The sequence below is a fragment of the Brucella cytisi genome, assembly GCF_038433355.1.
Lineage (GTDB): Bacteria > Pseudomonadota > Alphaproteobacteria > Rhizobiales > Rhizobiaceae > Brucella > Brucella cytisi.
In genome coordinates this window covers 96,350-112,288 of record NZ_JBCAUP010000008.1, presented here as the reverse complement: position 1 = coordinate 112,288, position 15,939 = coordinate 96,350, and the positions used below count along the sequence as shown (strand labels likewise).

Below are 15,939 nucleotides of genomic sequence, written 5' to 3'. Positions count from 1 at the left end.
TTTAGTTCTTCTGTACCGGAGCCAGACGAATATGCAGGTCGCGCAGCTGCGCGGGCGACACATCCGAAGGCGCGTTCATAAGAAGATCGAGCGCCTGCTGGTTCATCGGGAACAGCGAGATTTCGCGCAGGTTCTTTGCACCGACCAGAAGCATGATGACGCGGTCGATACCGGCAGCCATGCCGCCATGCGGAGGTGCGCCGTACTGGAACGCACGATAAAGACCGCCGAAACGCTCTTCCACGTCCTGCTGGCTCAGTCCGACCTTTTCAAATGCCTTGACCATGACGTCCGGCAGCTGATTACGGATCGAACCCGAAGCAATTTCAAAGCCGTTGCAGACGAGATCATACTGATAAGCCTTGATCGCAAGCGGATCCTGGTTTTCCAGCGCGTCCATTCCGCCCTGCGGCATGGAGAACGGATTGTGTGCGAAGTCGAGCTTCTTGTTGTCTTCGTCCCATTCGTAGAACGGGAAGTCGATAATCCAAGCCAGTTCGAAACGGTCACGATCGACGAGGTTCAGTTCCTCACCAGCGCGCGTGCGGGCATCGCCTGCGAACTTGTAGAACTTGGACGGCAGACCGGCAACAAAGAAGCAGGCATCGCCGTCTTCAAGACCCATCTGCGTGCGGATCGCTTCGGTGCGCTCTTCACCGATGTTCTTGGCAATCGGACCAGCGCCTTCAAGCTTGTCGCCTTCCTTGCGCCAGAAGATATAGCCGAGACCTGGCTGGCCTTCGCTCTGCGCCCAGGAGTTCATGCGGTCGCAGAATGCTCGGCTGCCGCCGGTCTTGGCCGGAATTGCCCAAACTTCGACCTTGGGATCGTTGGCGATCATATTTGCGAAGACCTTGAAGCCCGAACCGGCGAAATGATCAGTCACAGCCTGCATTTCGATCGGGTTGCGCAGATCCGGCTTGTCCGAACCATAGGTGCGGATCGCATCGTCATAGGCAATGCGACGGAACTGCTGCGTCACCGGCTTGCCTTCAGCAAACTCTTCGAAGATGCCGCGCATGACAGGTTCCATCGTTTCCCAGACTTCTTCCTGGGTCACGAAGCTCATTTCAAGGTCGAGCTGATAGAACTCGCCCGGCAAACGGTCCGCACGCGGGTCTTCGTCGCGAAAGCAAGGCGCGATCTGGAAGTAGCGGTCGAAACCAGCAACCATCAGAAGCTGTTTGTACTGTTGCGGTGCCTGCGGCAGCGCGTAGAACTTGCCTTCATGAATACGGCTCGGCACGAGGAAGTCACGTGCACCTTCCGGCGAGGAGGCCGTCAGGATCGGCGTGGTGAACTCATTGAAACCGATTTCTGTCATGCGGCGACGCATCGCAGCAATGATCTTGGTGCGGCTCATGATGTTCTTGTGCAGCGTTTCACGGCGAAGGTCGAGGAAACGGTACTTCAGGCGGATATCTTCCGGATAGTCCGGCTCGCCGAATACCGGCAGCGGCAGTTCCTTGGCAGCCGCCAGCACTTCGATTTCGGTTGCGAAGATTTCGACTTCACCGGTCGGCAGATTCGCATTGACCGCATCGCCTGCGCGGGCCTTCACTTCACCATCGACACGGATAACCCACTCGCCGCGAACAGTTTCAGCAACCTTGAAGGCGGGCGAATCGGGATCGGCCACAATCTGGGTAATGCCATAATGATCGCGAAGATCGATGAAGAGAATGCCGCCATGGTCACGGACGCGGTGAACCCATCCGGAAAGGCGAACGTTCGAACCAACGTCCGTCTTGCGAAGGGCTGCGCAGGTATGGCTGCGGTAACGGTGCATGATTTCTGCCTTTGGAATAATAAGTCAGTCATTGCTGACGGAAACGCTTTAAATTCTCGCGGAAAAGCGCATTTTGACCGGGTTTTGTCAAGTCTGCATTCCCTGCGGGTTTTGGTGTTAAACCACCTTGACGTAACGTGTCGACAAAAAACACTATGCGCGTATTAAGTGGAGCGCCAGTTCCTGATTATTTCGCGACAAGCGGCAAAGCTCTGTCTCTTTGTTTTGTCGCGTTATTCGACGCAAGACCGCTTCGCACTTTTGCTGGAAATGCTCTAAAAGGTAGACATGCATCTGATCACGACAACACAGGCTCTCGAAGAGGCCGTATCCACCCTCGCCAAATCCGATTTCGTTACCGTTGACACGGAGTTCATCCGTGAAACGACGTTCTGGCCGGAATTGTGCCTTATCCAGATGGCCTCGCCTGACCATACGGCGCTTGTGGACGCGCTTGCGCCCGGGCTCGACCTCGCGCCGTTCTTCCGCCTGATGGCCGACGAGAAGATCGTCAAGGTTTTCCACGCCGCACGACAGGACATCGAAATTGTCTTCCACCTCGGCGATCTCATACCGTCCCCTGTCTTCGACAGTCAGGTAGCGGCAATGGTGTGCGGGTTTGGCGATTCCATTTCCTATGACCAGCTTGTCCAGAAAGTCACGGGCAAGCACATCGACAAATCGTCCCGGTTCACCGACTGGCGTCGCCGCCCGCTTTCAGACAAGCAACTCGACTATGCGCTGGCTGACGTTACATATCTGCGCGACATCTACCTCTATCTGAAGGTAGAACTTGAGAAAGAAGGTCGCAGCGAGTGGGTGAACGAGGAAATGGCCGTGCTGACCTCCCGCGAAACCTACGACCTGCATCCGGACGATGCGTGGCGGCGCGTGAAAGCACGTGTTCGCAAGCCGCTCGAACTGGCAATTGTGCAGGCAGTCGCCGCCTGGCGTGAACGCGAAGCGCGCGAGCGCAATGTGCCGCGTGGGCGTATCATCAAGGACGACACCATAGCCGAAATCGCGCAGCAGCAACCACGTGACGCGGAAGCATTGGGCCGTCTCCGCTCGATCCCGAAGGGTTGGGAGCGTTCGGCACAGGCTGCAGGGCTTGTCGCCGCAATCCAGTCCGCGCTTGAAATCCCGAAGGAAGATTTACCGAAATTGCCGAAGCCGTCGCATTCGCCGGAAGGCAGCGCCGCCGCTGCGGATATCCTCAAGGTTCTGCTCAAGCTTGTGACGGAAGAGCACGGCGTCGCGGCAAAGATCGTGGCCAGCTCCGACGACATCGACAAGATCGCCTCGGAAGGCGACATGGCCAATGTCCCTGCCCTGCATGGCTGGCGTCGTGAGGTTTTCGGTCAGAAAGCCCTCGATCTCATTGATGGCAAGATCGGCATCAAGTTTGAGAACCGGCGGATCAGGGCGGTTGAATTAGGGGATTAGGGCAATAGGGCAGAAAGGCAATATGTTAATGCTTAAGTTAAACATACTGCCTTACTGTCCTACTCACTTACTGCCTTACTCTCGTGTCCCCTCGATAGCCGCGTCGCCTACCGCGAAATAGATGTTCTTTCCGGTCAGCTTGGAAAGCTGCTGCAAGCGGCCTTCGGGACGATCCGAAATCAGATCGGCCAGGTCTCCCGGCACGACAAGCGCAATGCCATTTTCTTCCTCGCGCCAGACAAGGCGTGGGATGACGCCGGGCATCGAAGCCGACAGAAGGTAGACCACGCGCAGCAAGGCTCCAAGCAGCTTTGCCCGTTCACGCAGGCGCGGCGTGGCGAGCTGCATGATCTCCGGCGCGATCTCGTCTTCGATCAGCCCTTCGTGACGATAATAATTGGCAAGCGCCATGAATGAACGTCCAGCATGATCGATACCGCCAAACGAGCCGTGAGCGATGATGTTTAACGCCTGCGATCCGCGATAATCGGGATGCGCGCGCCAGCTTATATCAGCCACGAGGCAGGCGGCTTGCCTGTAGCGCGCTTCGTCTTCGGTTTCGTCAAAACCAAGGACCGGCAAGGACAATGTCGTCCATGTTGCCAGTTCGCGCGCATGACGCGGAGAACGTGACCGCAGAATGGACAGTTCGTCAGCCGAGGCCAGCAGCGGATCGAGCCGCTGCTCATTCTTGGGTAGAAGCGAATAAAGATAGCCTTCACGCACGCCGAGCGCCGAGAAAACGATTTTGGAGGGCTTCATAAGACGGATTGTCTCAAGCAGCACCGTGGCGCCGTAAGACAAAAGCTGACGGCGGTTTTTCGAAACCGCTTCAATGCCGCGCATCGTGTCGAGATTGCCCTTGGCGACGCGCTTGAGGAAGCTCTGCGCTTCCACAGGATTCATCTCGTAGCCGTGCATAACATGCAACGGGTAGTTCTTCGCCGTCATATGCAGCTTGGCAAGGTTACGCCAAGTACCACCGACCGCATAGAAAACCTGGCCCTCATGTACTTGCAAAAGCGTCGCCTTTGCCAGTTCCGTACGCGCAATCTTGCTTGCCTCTGGCAGCCGTCCATCAGACATATCTTGCAGACGCAGGCCACCGAGCGGCAAGGTGATCCCCTCGCCCACCTCGTGGTCATCCACTGCGATCAGCTCAAGGCTGCCGCCGCCGAGATCGCCCGTTACGCCTTTCGGCTGGTAGAAACCGGAAATAATGCCGAGCGCCGAGTAATAGGCTTCTTCCTTGCCGGACAGCACTTCGATGTGCCGACCGAGAATGGCTTCCGCCTGTGCAATGAAGTCCGGGCCATTTTTCGCTTCGCGTGCAGCCGCAGTCGCCAGCGCGTGAATGGACACCGCGCCAGCCTGTTCGGCCAGCGCGCGAAAACGCTTCAGCGCACGAAGCGCCGCTTCAACGGACTTCTCGTTGAGCTTGCCGGTTTTCGCGAGGCCTTTTCCGAGGCCGCAAAGTATCTTTTCGTTGAAAAGCACCGTCGGCGAACGGACGATGCCTTCATAGATGACGACACGGATCGAGTTCGAGCCAATGTCGATGACCGCGACGGGCTTGAGTCCCTTGAGGCGGCCTTGTGCTACAGCTGGACTCATGCAGTCGTTTTTCTTTCCGCCTGCGCGCGCTTGCGGTGCGCGATAAGGCGGGGCGCCGAAGACTTCAGCGACTTTCCGCGACCCGACAGGCTAGGATTGGTCATGAAATATTCCTGCGCGTTGAAAGCTTCCTCTCCTGCTTCTTTTTCTATCCGGCGAGAGGTGCCGTCCGCAAGTAGCTGATAGCTCTGTTGGTTATCAATTATGTTGGCAAACATGATTTGCGACAGGATTTGCTGATGCACTGTTGCATTTGTGATCGGAACAAGGGTCTCCACGCGGCGATCGAGATTGCGCGGCATCATGTCGGCGGAACCGATATAGACGATTGCCTTGTCGGAAGGCAGATCATTGCCATTTCCGAAGCAGAAAATACGGCTATGCTCCAGAAAGCGCCCGACAATCGACTTGGCGCGAATATTGTCGGAAAGCCCAGGAACGCCTGGACGCAGGCAGCAGATGCCACGCACGACCAGATCAATCTGTACGCCCGCCTGGCTCGCCACGTAGAGCGCGTCAATAATCTGTGGATCAACGAGCGAGTTCATTTTCATCCAGATTGCAGCCGGACGACCTGCTTTCGCATGCGTAACCTCGTCCTCGATGTGCTTGAGGATTCGCGCGCGGAGCGTGAAGGGTGAAATCGCAATTTTCATCTCTTCCGCGGGCTGGGCATAGCCCGTGATGAAATTGAAGATATGCGCCACGTCGCGGGCAACATCTGCGTCAGACGTGAAAAACGACAGATCGGTATAGATACGCGCGGTGATCGGGTGATAGTTGCCTGTGCCCAGATGCACATAGGAACGCAGCTTCTGGTCTTCACGGCGCACCACGAGCGACATTTTCGCGTGGGTTTTCAATTCGATGAAACCGAACACCACCTGAACACCTGCGCGCTCCAGATCACGTGCCCAACGAATATTCGCTTCCTCGTCGAAGCGTGCCTTCAGCTCGACCAGCGCCGTTACCGACTTGCCCGCTTCTGCAGCATCGACCAATGCGCGCACGATCGGGCTGTCATTGGAGGTGCGATAAAGCGTCTGCTTGATCGCCAGCACATCCGGGTCGGCTGCGGCCTGCCGGAGGAACTGCACCACCACGTCAAAAGATTCATACGGGTGATGGACCACAATGTCCTTTTCGCGAATCGCTGCGAAGCAATCGCCGCCATGCTCGCGAATACGCTCAGGGAAACGCGGATTGTAGGACACGAATTTCAGGTCTTCGCGCGGGATCGAAACAATCTCGGAAATCATGTTGAGCGCCAGAAGACCTTCATGCACGCTGATCCGGTTTTCCGAAACGCCAAGTTCCGTCGCGACGAAGACGCGCAGCGCTTCCGGCATTTCGCCGTCAAACTCGATGCGGATCACCTGACCGCGACGGCGGCGCTTCAGAGCTGTCTCAAAAAGACGAACGAGGTCTTCCGCTTCTTCTTCCACTTCGATATCGCTGTCGCGAATGATGCGGAACGTACCGGCACCGCGCACTTCATAACCGGGGAAAAGCCGCCCGATGAACAGGCTCACGGCATCCTCAATGGTGATGAAGCGGTAGGTGTTCTGCTGATCTGTCGGCAGCTGAATGAAGCGCTTGAGCGCGACCGGAATGCGCAGAAGCGCCGTCATCGGATGATTATCGGCACGCCGCGCAAGTTGCAGGGCGATGGAGAAACCGAGGTTCGGAATGAACGGGAACGGATGCGCCGGATCAATGGAGAGCGGCGTCAGAACCGGGAAAATCGTTTCGAGGAAGTGGTTTTCAAGCCATTCCTTCTCCGGCTTTGAAAGCGCAGACGGGCGAACGATCTCGATGCTGTCCTGTTCCAGTTCCTCGCGCAGCACGCGCAGGCGTTCCTGCTGCTCTTCCTGCAAGCGCCCTACTTCATCCAGAACGAAATCGAGCTGTTCTTGTGGCGTGCGCCCGTCGGCGCTGCGCATCGCCACACCAGCACGAACCTGTGCGGCGAGGCCGGCGATGCGGACCATGAAGAATTCATCGAGATTGGCGGCGGAGATCGACAGGAAGCGTAGGCGTTCGAGCAGAGGCTGCCGCATATTCGCTGCCTCTTCGAGAACGCGTCGGTTGAATTGCAGCCAGGAAAACTCGCGATTCACGAAGCGATCGGCACTTTGCATCAACTCGCCGTTCAAAGCTTTGTGAGCACCAGGGCCTGCATCCATGTCAGAAACGATGGTTGGGCTGGGGGCTAATTCGGCTGTCATCTCGTGTGTTCCGCCTTGAGGTGCGCTGGGGGTTTCGCTCGCCATAACGCTGTTTTCGCTCATTTTTCCTGTCCAGACTTCCGCCGGAACATTCCGGCTCTGCCTTAAGCCTATGGCTGTCATATGACAGTTTGATAGCAATTAGCTTGAAATGTCCTCAGAATTGATGAAAACGCTTCCGGAAACAAGACTTTCGCGGTACACGCATGCCAATGTCTATGCATGATCTTGTCCGGAACCCGGTCCAAGACCATGCTCGTACCGCCCATCGACCAGAACCGGAGCATATTATGTCCGATCACATTATTCCTCACTTTCAGAACGACGCCGGCCATGCGGCCATCGAAATCGGCGTGAAGGAATTCATGTGCGTCGGTGCAAACCCACCTTTCGATCATCCGCACGTGTTTCTCGACATGGGTGATGAAAGTGAAGTCGTTTGCCCGTATTGCTCGACCCTCTATCGCTACAACGCCAAGCTCCATGCCGATGAAACCGTTCCGGCTGGCTGCGTTTACGAAGCACCCGCCGACAAAGCTGCCTAATCTGGGCAGCCTGACGGGGCTGAATGCCGGATGATCTCATCGACATGAGCAAAGGGCGTATATTGATTGCCGGGGCCGGAGTTGCCGGTCTGTCGACCGCACTGGAACTGGCAGCACGCGGCTGGAATGTCCGGCTTGTAGAAAAAGCTGAGACCCTCTCGGAAGTTGGCGCTGGCCTGCAACTCGCGCCCAATGCGATGCGCCATCTGGAACGGCTCGGCGTTGCAGACCGTCTTTCTGCACAAGCCGTAACGCCGGAAGCACTCTACCTCATGGATGGGCGTAAAGCGCGTCCGCTGATGGAAATGAAGCTCGGCGACAAGGCTTGTCAGCGCTGGCACCATCCCTATGCCGTTTGCCATCGCGCCGATCTGCAATCCGCATTGCTCGATGCCTGCCGTGAAGAGCCCGGCATCGAGATCAGTCTCGGCGCTGAAATCACAAATCATTGCGTCGAAAACGGCGCAGTTGTAGCCACCATCCGCCAAGACAATTCTGAAGAAAACCTCGACGCCGCCTATCTGATCGCCTGCGATGGTGTTTGGTCGGTGGAGCGCTCGAAGGCAGGTTTCAGCAAGGCACGGTTCAGCGGCCATATCGCCTGGCGCACAACTCTTGCCGCCGAAGCTCTCCCCGCATCGTTTTTATCCGCCATGAGGACGAGGAACGCCGTTTCAGCATGGCTTGGCAGGCAGGCGCATTTCATCGCCTATCCGGTCAAGGGCGGCAGTTTCTTCAATTTCGTTGCCATCACAACGGGCGAGAACCCCGGTGAAGTCTGGTCCAGAATCGGCGATCCGACCCGTTTGCGCTCCATCTATGCGGATTGGGGTGCTCCCGTTCGCGATGTTCTGGCGGCAGCTGACGAGTGGACCTACTGGCCGCTTTTCGAAATGGCAGACGCTCATTTCGTTGGGCCGGACCGGACGATTTTTCTCGGTGACGCATCGCACGCGGTTACACCTTTTGCGGCGCAAGGTGCCGCCATGGCTATCGAGGATGCGGCAGCCCTTGCCGAAGCGCTGGACGGCGGCGACCACGCGACTAGACTGAAGCACTTCGATAACGCCCGCAAGGAGCGGATCGCTGCGGTTGCCAAGCGTGGCCAATTGAACAGGTTCGCCTATCACGCCACCGGCATTTTCGCGCTTGCCCGCAACACGCTCTTCGCCATGCGCAGCCCGGAAAGTTTCCTGAAGGATCTGGACTGGCTCTATGGCTATGATGCCATTGCGACCGTGCGATATTAAGCTGCGTCGCGTGCTGCTTCAAGCGTCGCAATGTCTAGCTTGACCATCTTCATTACGGCATCAGCCACCCGTTGGCGCTGTTCGTCAGAGCCGTTCTGCAGGACATCCAGCAACATCTGCGGCACCACTTGCCACGAGAAGCCATATTTATCCGTTAGCCAGCCGCATTCCATGGGTGCTCCACCCTCCATAAGTTTCTCCCAGAACATATCCAGTTCCACCTGATCCTTGCATTGGACGAAGAGCGAGACTGCCGGGGAAAACTTGAATGTCGGTCCACCGTTGAGACCAGATATCGCCTGCCCGTCTAGCGTAAAGTTCGCAACCACCACATCGGTGCCTTCGGGTTGGTGTGCATGCTCAAACCGGATGAAACCATCGACAGACGCCGACCTTCCGCAGGAACGGAAGATCGAGACATAGTGGTTCGCCGCTTCTTCGGCCTGCTTGTCGAACCAGAGACAGATTGTCAGACCTGACATTTTCTCCTCCCGTCGCATCGGTCCCGAAAATCGGAATCGATTTTCGGAAAGCACGATGCGTTGTTTTAAAGGGTTAGTAGGATGGAGCGTTCTTTGTGCATCCGTAACGACGCAGGGCGCTCCAAGAGTTTGTTCTTTCCGTTTTTCTGGAAGTGCTCTAGCCCATGACCTTCTTGGCTTCTTCCATATCCATCCACATTATCTCCCAGATATGGCCATCGAGATCTTCGAAGCTGCGTCCATACATGAAGCCGTAATCCTGTTTCGGGCCCGGATCGGCCTTTCCGCCAGCGTTTACCGCCTTCTCAACAGTGGTATCGACTTCTGCCTTGCTTTCAGCCGACAGGCAGACCAGCACTTCGCTGACCATGTTGGCATCAGCGATCTTCTTCGGCGTAAACTGGCTGAACTTTTCGTGGTCAAGGATCATCACGTGGATCGTGTCCGAAAAGACCATGCCGGAGGCCGTTTCGTCCGAGAACATTGGGTTCTTGGTAGCCCCGATGGCTTCATAGAAGCTAGTCGATTGCGCAACATTCTTCACTGGCAGGTTCACGAATATCATTTTCGGCATAAGATTTCCTCCATTAGTGGGCCAGATGGCCCGCTCTCGTTTTACGATTATCTATCGCCTGCCCGGCTCCCCCGGCGATAAGTTCGAGCCATGAGTCTGAAGCCCGACATGCAATCGATGCTTGAGTCTTCCGGGCGTAAAACAATTCACGCAGTTGGCATCAGAAGAACTCAAACTTTGCTTGTACATAATGGCATATAAGTTATAATTAGCAACTATGAAGTTAGAAAAAATAACTAAACCAGAAAAGCCAGCCACCAAACGCAGTTATGACGATGCCTGCGCTGCGGCCCATGCCCTTGATTTGATTGGAGAACGCTGGTCGCTTCTGGTCATGCGCGAATTGATGTTCGGCCCCAAACGCTTCAGCGATCTGCGCGCTGACCTGCCGGGAGTGAGTGCAAATGTCCTCACGCAGAGGCTTGAAGGGCTCGAAGAAGCAGGCATTCTTCGCAAGACAAAACTTCCGCCGCCCGCATCGGTGCAGGTCTATGAACTGACTAAATGGGGCTATGAGAGCGAACCTATCCTTCAGACGTTGGGTCGTTGGGCCGCTCGTTCGCCAAAGCACGATCCAAACCTGCCGATTTCAACTGCTTCTTTCCTGCTTTCGCTCCGAACCATGATGGATCATGACAGGTCTCTTGGCATGCGCGCCGTGATCGGTCTCCGTCTGGACGGAGAAGATTTTACTGCACAGCTGAACGATGAAGGAATTCGGATAGAGCGCGGCGCAGCGCAGAAATACGATCTGCATTTCGAAAGTTCGCCGCGCATGCTGGCTGCCGCCATCTATGGCGGGCAATCCCTTTCATCGCTGGAAAGCGCCAATGTTCTCAAGGTCATAGGCAACCGTACCCTTGCGGAAAAACTCGTGACGTTGTTCCCGCTTCCCGACAAGGCTCCGGCACCTGAATAGATATGCAACTTTTTAGTTGCCTGTATTATCAATCGCTCTATATTCGCAACCGTTAAGTTGCCAATTACGGAGGATGCATATCATGACCGTTGCAAACAATACTGATCGCATCGTGAAGACCATCGACATTCATGCAGGGATCGACCGTGTATGGCGCGCGCTCACTGACCATGGAGAATTCGGGGCTTGGTTTCAGGTCAAGATCGACGGGCCTTTCATCGTCGGCACCCGTTCAACCGGCCATATCACCTATCCCGGTTTCGAACACGAGCCTTGGGAATCCTTCATCAAGGAAATGAAGGCTCCGAGCTATTTTGCCTTCACATGGCATCCCTATGCGGTGGACCACAGCATCGACTATTCCAAGGAACTTCCGACGCTGGTGGAATTCAAACTGGAGCCGATTGAGGCCGGAACGCGGCTGACGGTGGTCGAAAGCGGTTTCGATGCCCTGCCTGCCGAACGTCGCCCGCTGGCGTTACGGATGAACGAAGGGGGCTGGGAGGAACAGGTCGGCAACATAAAAAAACACGTCGAAAATGAACGATAGGCCAGAGATGACCGGTATGGACATGTCCATGGTTTTTGCAGCGCTCGCCGATCCGACCCGGCTGGCCCTCATCGAAACCCTGAGTGATGGTGAAAGCCGTTCGATTGTGGTGCTGTCGCAAAATGGCAGCATCACCCGGCAGGCCGTCACCAAGCATCTGTCCGTGCTGGAACAGGCAAATCTGGTCGAACGGGAAAAGGTCGGACGGGAAAGCAGGTTTCGCCTGCATCCAGCACCACTGATCGACGCCCGTGCCTATCTCACAAACGTCTCCGGCCAGTGGGATGATGCTCTCCAGCGCCTGCGCCGGTTTGTCGAGGATTAGAGGATTTCCAACAAAAGTGCGACGCGGTTTTGCATAAGGCAATGCGACGAAACAAATACTTAGAACACCGATCCGATCCAGTCAGATCGGTGTTCTAACGCTGATTGAAAAGCAACGAGGATGCGCCCTTCACAAAGCCAAGCTTCTCGTAGAAGGGTACAAGCCGTTCCGGACAGTAAAGCTCGAAGCTTTTCACACGCTTCAGCTTCTGATGATTGAGAACCTGTTCGACAAGAGCCTGCCCCAGGCCTTGTCGACGATGCTTCTCTGACACAATCACATCGAAGATAAGTGCCTTGAAGGTGAAGTCGCTGAGGACACGGGCGAAACCTGCGATCCGGCTTTCTGCGTCGAGGCAGAATAGAAGCAGATCACAATGGGCCAGCATGTGCATGACATCATCGAGCGTTCGCTCTGCCGTCCACCATTCTTTACTGTAAAACTCATGAAATTCGCGATATTGCTCAGGCGCGAGTTTTTCTACCCAACGAAAATCAGTCACTGCTTCTCCTCCGCTTTACGGAACAATCAGTCGCAAAGGCGTTCCAGAATGGCAATCCAGTTCGAACAGACCTGTCCGATCTTTCGCATTTTCGACATTGAAAAGGCCCGTGAATTTTATCTTGGCTTTCTGGGCTTCAATCTGGATTGGGAGCATCGATTTGCCGAAGGAATGCCACTCTATATGCAGCTATCCCGCGGCGCGCTGGTACTGCATCTCAGCGAGCATCACGGCGACGGAAGTCCGGGCGCCAATATTTTCGTGCGCATGCAAGGTGTTGAGGAATTGCACAAAGAGGTCAATGCACGCGGCTACGGTTTCATGCGGCCGGGGATCGAGAATGAACCCTGGGGCCGCGTGATGGCGGTCATCGATCCCTTCGGCAATCGCATCCAGTTTTGCGAACGCACCGACGACGCATAAACAAAACCCCCGCCGGCGAACCGGCGGGTGTTTCGGTTTCAGGCCACTATCCTGATTAGTGCAGTATCTGGCTCAGGAACAGCTTGGTACGTTCGTGCTGCGGATTGTCGAAGAACTGGTCCGGCGAGTTCTGCTCAACGATCTGTCCCTGATCCATGAAGATCACGCGGTTGGCAACCTGACGGGCGAAGCCCATTTCGTGCGTCACGCAGATCATGGTCATGCCTTCGGCAGCGAGGCTCACCATCGTGTCCAGAACTTCCTTCACCATTTCCGGATCGAGAGCCGATGTCGGCTCGTCGAACAGCATGACTTTCGGGTTCATGCACAGCGCACGGGCAATTGCCACGCGCTGTTGCTGGCCGCCGGACAGCTGGCCCGGATATTTGTTGGCCTGTTCCGGGATCTTCACGCGGGCCAGATAGTGCATGGCGATTTCTTCCGCCTGCTTCTTCGGCATCTTGCGCACCCAGATCGGCGCGAGCGTGCAGTTTTCCAGAATGGTCAGATGGGGGAAGAGATTGAAATGCTGGAACACCATGCCGACTTCGCGGCGCACTTCATCGATCTTCTTGAGATCGTTAGTCAGTTCGATGTTGTCGACGACGATCTTGCCCTTCTGGTGTTCTTCCAGACGGTTGATGCAGCGGATCATGGTCGATTTGCCCGACCCCGACGGTCCGGCAACAACGATGCGCTCCCCACGCATGACCTTCAGATTGATGTCACGCAGGACGTGAAACTCACCATACCACTTATGCATATTGGTGATTTCGATGGCGACATCGGTTTTGGAAACCTGCATCTTTGAACGGTCAACATCCATTCCCAGCTCGGATTGCGGGAGGGCGTTTTGTGCACTCATTTCCATTATTCCCTTTATTCTTATCGTTTATGACCCGTGTCGAGCCGTCGTTCCATGAATATAGAGTATCGCGACATTGCGAAACAGAAAATCCAGAAAACGAAGCCCGCAAAGATTAGACCGGTGGCAGGCGTCTGTGGAGAAGCCCAATTAGCATCGGAAAAGTTCTGACGGACGATGCCCAACAGATCGAACATGCCGATGATGTAGACAAGGCTCGTATCCTTGAAGAGACCGATGAAGGTATTGACTATACCCGGAATGACCAGCTTCAGCGCCTGCGGCAGAACGATAAGTCCCGTTTTCTGCCAGTAGCTGAGACCCAGCGCATCCGCACCTTCATACTGTCCACGCGGGATTGCCTGGAGACCGCCACGCACGACTTCCGCCATATAGGCCGAAGCGAACAGCGCCACACCGATGAGCGCACGCAGGAGTTTGTCGAAAGTCACGCCCGGCGGCAGGAACAAAGGCAGCATGACGCTGGCCATGAACAGCACCGTCACCAGCGGAACGCCGCGCACCATCTCGATGAAGATGATCGAAAAAGTCTTGATGACAGGCAACTTCGAACGACGTCCGAGTGCGAGCACGATACCAAGTGGCAGCGACACGGCGATGCCGACAAAGGACAGGACGAGCGTTACCAGAAGCCCACCCCACAGCGGCGTTTCCACATAAGGAAGGCCGAACCAGCCGCCGACCAGCAGGAAGAAAGCGACGATCGGGAACACGAAGAAGAACAGGATCGCATTGAGAGCCTTCTTCGGGGCCTTCGGAATCAGCAGCGGCACCAGCAGAACGACGAAGATCAGCGCCGTCAGATTGACGCGCCAACGTTCCGAAATCGGATAGCGGCCATAGATGAACTGTTCATATTTCGCATTCACGAATGCCCAGCATGCACCCGACCAACCTTCCGGTTGCGTGCCGCCCTGCGCCACAGACAGACAGGCCGTGCGATCCGCACCGGTCCAAACGGCCTTGACGAACAGCCACTCGATGACCGGAGGAAGGAACCATGCCAAGGCCAACAGGCCGAGAATGGTCAGCGCCGCATCGACAGGCGTCGCGAACAGGTTGACGCGCAGCCAGTGCGAGATGCCCTGCACGGAGCGTGGCGGCGCTTCGCCATCCACCATCTGCGAGCGGACATATTGGAGATCTGCGTTTTCCATGATCACCTCTCCACCAGCGCCATCTTGGCATTGAACCAGTTCATCAGGCCCGACACAATCAGGCTGATGCCCAGGTAGATCACCATCCAGATCGCCACGACTTCGACCGATTGACCGGTCTGGTTGAGAATCGTGCCGCCGACAGCGACAAGATCGGGATAGCCAATGGCAATGGCGAGCGACGAGTTCTTGATAAGGTTGAGATACTGGCTTGAGAGCGGTGGAATGATGATGCGAAGCGCCTGCGGCACGATGATGAGACGCATCGTCTGGCCGGGACGGAGCCCGACTGCATAAGCCGCTTCGGTCTGCCCCTTGTTGACGCCCAGAACGCCGGCGCGAACCGTTTCAGCGATAAAGGACGCCGTATAGAAGGAAAGCGCCAGAAACAAAGCCAGAAACTCTGGCTTGATCTGCGCACCGCCGGTCAGATTGAAAGTTCCAAGCTTCGGTGAGTCGAACGAAACCGGAAAACCGGTCGCGATCAGCGCCAGTATCGGCAGGCCGATAATCAGGGCGGCGGACACGCGTATCGTGTGAAAGGATTGACCCGTTGCCATCTGGCGACGTTTTGCCCAGCGTGCAACGATGACCGAAGCCACGATGCCGACAAGAAGCGCCACCGGCAGAAGCCACGCCCCCTCACCCCATATAGGAGATGGCATGAAGAAGCCGCGATTGTTCAGGTAAGTGCCGAGCGGGAGCGCGAAGCTGTCGCGGGCCTGCGGCAGGACCGACAGAACGCCGAAATACCAGAAGAAGATGACGAGCAGCGGCGGAATATTACGGAATACTTCCACATAAACCGTGCAGATCTTGCGGATCAGCCAGTTGCGCGAAAGACGCCCGATACCAACCAGAAACCCGATGATCGATGCCGTAATGACACCGAGCAAGGCCACGTAAAGCGTATTAACGAGGCCGACCAGAAAGGCCCGGCCATAGTTCGAATCGCTGTTGTACTGAATAAGCGTCTGGCTGATATCAAACCCGGCACGCCCATTGAGGAAGGCGAAGCCGGACGCAATGTTTGCGCGCTGCAGATTGGTGATCGTGTTGCCGACAATCCAGTAGATGGCGCCAATGACCGCACCAAAGACAATGACCTGATAGAAGATGCCGCGAATCCGCGGATCGTACAGGAGCGAAGTTCCGCCGCTGTCCTGGCGACGTTCAGTTGCAGAATAGGAAGCCATATGTTTCCTGTGCCTCTCGGCTGGCTGCATCGACGTCAAGCAGGAAGGGCTGA

The 15,939-nt window shown here is 56.1% G+C and carries 16 protein-coding genes; 7 read left to right on the top strand and 9 right to left on the bottom strand.

Annotation, left to right across the window (positions count from 1 at the left end; all coding sequences use genetic code 11):
* Window position 1: 1 nt before the first annotated feature.
* Window positions 2-1,789 (bottom strand): aspartate--tRNA ligase, encoded by a 1,788-nt coding sequence (gene aspS / locus AAE521_RS10105; protein ID WP_071631373.1) that lies wholly within the window; start codon window positions 1,787-1,789, stop codon window positions 2-4.
* Between the two features lie 288 nt (window positions 1,790-2,077).
* Between aspS and rnd the strand changes: the two genes are divergently transcribed.
* Window positions 2,078-3,235: a ribonuclease D gene (gene rnd, locus AAE521_RS10100; RefSeq protein WP_071631374.1), complete on the top strand. Its 1,158-nt coding sequence runs from the start codon at window positions 2,078-2,080 to the stop codon at window positions 3,233-3,235.
* Window positions 3,236-3,310: 75 nt separating this feature from the next.
* On the opposite strand, the gene ppx is transcribed toward rnd, so the two are convergent.
* Both ppx and AAE521_RS10090 read right to left on the bottom strand, forming a co-directional pair.
* Window positions 3,311-4,849, bottom strand: coding sequence for an exopolyphosphatase (gene ppx, locus AAE521_RS10095; protein WP_342061244.1), 1,539 nt, complete (start codon window positions 4,847-4,849; stop codon window positions 3,311-3,313).
* Window positions 4,846-7,077 carry an RNA degradosome polyphosphate kinase gene (locus AAE521_RS10090; RefSeq protein ID WP_071631540.1) on the bottom strand — a complete coding sequence of 744 codons (2,232 nt, stop codon included), beginning with the start codon at window positions 7,075-7,077 and terminating at the stop codon, window positions 4,846-4,848. Before AAE521_RS10090 ends, ppx begins: the two co-directional genes overlap by 4 nt.
* Before the next feature lie 290 nt (window positions 7,078-7,367).
* Here AAE521_RS10090 and AAE521_RS10085 point away from each other — a divergent pair, with 290 nt between their 5' ends.
* Window positions 7,368-7,622, top strand: a complete 255-nt coding sequence (locus AAE521_RS10085) for a zinc-finger domain-containing protein (protein ID WP_010661074.1) — start codon at window positions 7,368-7,370, stop codon at window positions 7,620-7,622.
* A 44-nt stretch (window positions 7,623-7,666) separates the two neighbouring features.
* Window positions 7,667-8,872 (top strand): FAD-binding protein, encoded by a 1,206-nt coding sequence (locus tag AAE521_RS10080; RefSeq protein WP_342061273.1) that lies wholly within the window; start codon window positions 7,667-7,669, stop codon window positions 8,870-8,872.
* Here AAE521_RS10080 and AAE521_RS10075 read toward each other — a convergent pair.
* The gene (locus AAE521_RS10075) at window positions 8,869-9,354 is read right to left on the bottom strand and encodes a VOC family protein (RefSeq protein ID WP_071631377.1); all 486 of its coding nucleotides are present in this window, start codon (window positions 9,352-9,354) and stop codon (window positions 8,869-8,871) included. The two genes, AAE521_RS10080 and AAE521_RS10075, sit on opposite strands and share 4 nt — an antisense overlap.
* Window positions 9,355-9,511: 157 nt before the next feature.
* On the bottom strand, window positions 9,512-9,928 hold the full coding sequence (locus AAE521_RS10070) for a VOC family protein (protein WP_071631378.1): 417 nt from the start codon (window positions 9,926-9,928) through the stop codon (window positions 9,512-9,514).
* Window positions 9,929-10,145: 217 nt separating this feature from the next.
* On the opposite strand from AAE521_RS10070, the gene AAE521_RS10065 reads away from it, so the two are divergent.
* The 3 genes from AAE521_RS10065 to AAE521_RS10055 all read left to right on the top strand — a co-directional run bounded on the left by AAE521_RS10065 (window position 10,146) and on the right by AAE521_RS10055 (window position 11,722).
* Window positions 10,146-10,847, top strand: a complete 702-nt coding sequence (locus AAE521_RS10065; RefSeq protein ID WP_342061243.1) for a winged helix-turn-helix transcriptional regulator — start codon at window positions 10,146-10,148, stop codon at window positions 10,845-10,847.
* Between the two features lie 82 nt (window positions 10,848-10,929).
* Complete coding sequence (locus tag AAE521_RS10060; protein WP_342061242.1) at window positions 10,930-11,397, top strand: SRPBCC family protein; 468 nt, start codon at window positions 10,930-10,932, stop codon at window positions 11,395-11,397.
* A gap of 7 nt (window positions 11,398-11,404) precedes the next feature.
* Window positions 11,405-11,722, top strand: a complete 318-nt coding sequence (locus AAE521_RS10055; RefSeq protein ID WP_342061241.1) for an ArsR/SmtB family transcription factor — start codon at window positions 11,405-11,407, stop codon at window positions 11,720-11,722.
* Window positions 11,723-11,816: 94 nt separating this feature from the next.
* Here AAE521_RS10055 and AAE521_RS10050 read toward each other — a convergent pair whose 3' ends face one another.
* Window positions 11,817-12,224: a GNAT family N-acetyltransferase gene (locus AAE521_RS10050; protein ID WP_342061240.1), complete on the bottom strand. Its 408-nt coding sequence runs from the start codon at window positions 12,222-12,224 to the stop codon at window positions 11,817-11,819.
* Between the two features lie 48 nt (window positions 12,225-12,272).
* Here AAE521_RS10050 and AAE521_RS10045 point away from each other — a divergent pair, with 48 nt between their 5' ends.
* Window positions 12,273-12,647 carry a glyoxalase superfamily protein gene (locus tag AAE521_RS10045; RefSeq protein WP_071631382.1) on the top strand — a complete coding sequence of 125 codons (375 nt, stop codon included), beginning with the start codon at window positions 12,273-12,275 and terminating at the stop codon, window positions 12,645-12,647.
* A 55-nt stretch (window positions 12,648-12,702) separates the two neighbouring features.
* On the opposite strand, the gene AAE521_RS10040 is transcribed toward AAE521_RS10045, so the two are convergent.
* The 3 genes from AAE521_RS10040 to AAE521_RS10030 are packed head-to-tail and all read right to left on the bottom strand — an operon-like array spanning window position 12,703 to window position 15,886.
* Window positions 12,703-13,512 (bottom strand): amino acid ABC transporter ATP-binding protein, encoded by an 810-nt coding sequence (locus AAE521_RS10040; RefSeq protein WP_071631383.1) that lies wholly within the window; start codon window positions 13,510-13,512, stop codon window positions 12,703-12,705.
* 20 nt (window positions 13,513-13,532) lie between these two features.
* Entirely contained in the window at window positions 13,533-14,690 is a 1,158-nt protein-coding gene (locus AAE521_RS10035) for an amino acid ABC transporter permease (protein WP_071631384.1), read from the bottom strand.
* 2 nt (window positions 14,691-14,692) lie between these two features.
* On the bottom strand, window positions 14,693-15,886 hold the full coding sequence (locus AAE521_RS10030; protein ID WP_342061239.1) for an amino acid ABC transporter permease: 1,194 nt from the start codon (window positions 15,884-15,886) through the stop codon (window positions 14,693-14,695).
* Between the last annotated feature and the right edge of the window lie 53 nt (window positions 15,887-15,939).

Excerpts from the sequence above, each read along its gene's own strand:
- AAE521_RS10070 (WP_071631378.1), bottom strand. The coding sequence starts at position 9,928 with ATGCCGAAAATGATATTCGTGAACCTGCCAGTGAAGAATGTTGCGCAA.
- aspS (WP_071631373.1), bottom strand. The coding sequence starts at position 1,789 with ATGCACCGTTACCGCAGCCATACCTGCGCAGCCCTTCGCAAGACGGAC.
- AAE521_RS10090 (WP_071631540.1), bottom strand. The coding sequence starts at position 7,077 with ATGACAGCCGAATTAGCCCCCAGCCCAACCATCGTTTCTGACATGGAT.
- AAE521_RS10060 (WP_342061242.1), top strand. The coding sequence starts at position 10,930 with ATGACCGTTGCAAACAATACTGATCGCATCGTGAAGACCATCGACATT.
- rnd (WP_071631374.1), top strand. The coding sequence starts at position 2,078 with ATGCATCTGATCACGACAACACAGGCTCTCGAAGAGGCCGTATCCACC.
- AAE521_RS10075 (WP_071631377.1), bottom strand. The coding sequence starts at position 9,354 with ATGTCAGGTCTGACAATCTGTCTCTGGTTCGACAAGCAGGCCGAAGAA.
- AAE521_RS10085 (WP_010661074.1), top strand. The coding sequence starts at position 7,368 with ATGTCCGATCACATTATTCCTCACTTTCAGAACGACGCCGGCCATGCG.
- AAE521_RS10080 (WP_342061273.1), top strand. The coding sequence starts at position 7,667 with ATGAGCAAAGGGCGTATATTGATTGCCGGGGCCGGAGTTGCCGGTCTG.
- AAE521_RS10065 (WP_342061243.1), top strand. The coding sequence starts at position 10,146 with ATGAAGTTAGAAAAAATAACTAAACCAGAAAAGCCAGCCACCAAACGC.
- AAE521_RS10040 (WP_071631383.1), bottom strand. The coding sequence starts at position 13,512 with ATGAGTGCACAAAACGCCCTCCCGCAATCCGAGCTGGGAATGGATGTT.
- AAE521_RS10045 (WP_071631382.1), top strand. The coding sequence starts at position 12,273 with ATGGCAATCCAGTTCGAACAGACCTGTCCGATCTTTCGCATTTTCGAC.
- AAE521_RS10035 (WP_071631384.1), bottom strand. The coding sequence starts at position 14,690 with ATGGAAAACGCAGATCTCCAATATGTCCGCTCGCAGATGGTGGATGGC.
- AAE521_RS10055 (WP_342061241.1), top strand. The coding sequence starts at position 11,405 with ATGACCGGTATGGACATGTCCATGGTTTTTGCAGCGCTCGCCGATCCG.
- ppx (WP_342061244.1), bottom strand. The coding sequence starts at position 4,849 with ATGAGTCCAGCTGTAGCACAAGGCCGCCTCAAGGGACTCAAGCCCGTC.
- AAE521_RS10030 (WP_342061239.1), bottom strand. The coding sequence starts at position 15,886 with ATGGCTTCCTATTCTGCAACTGAACGTCGCCAGGACAGCGGCGGAACT.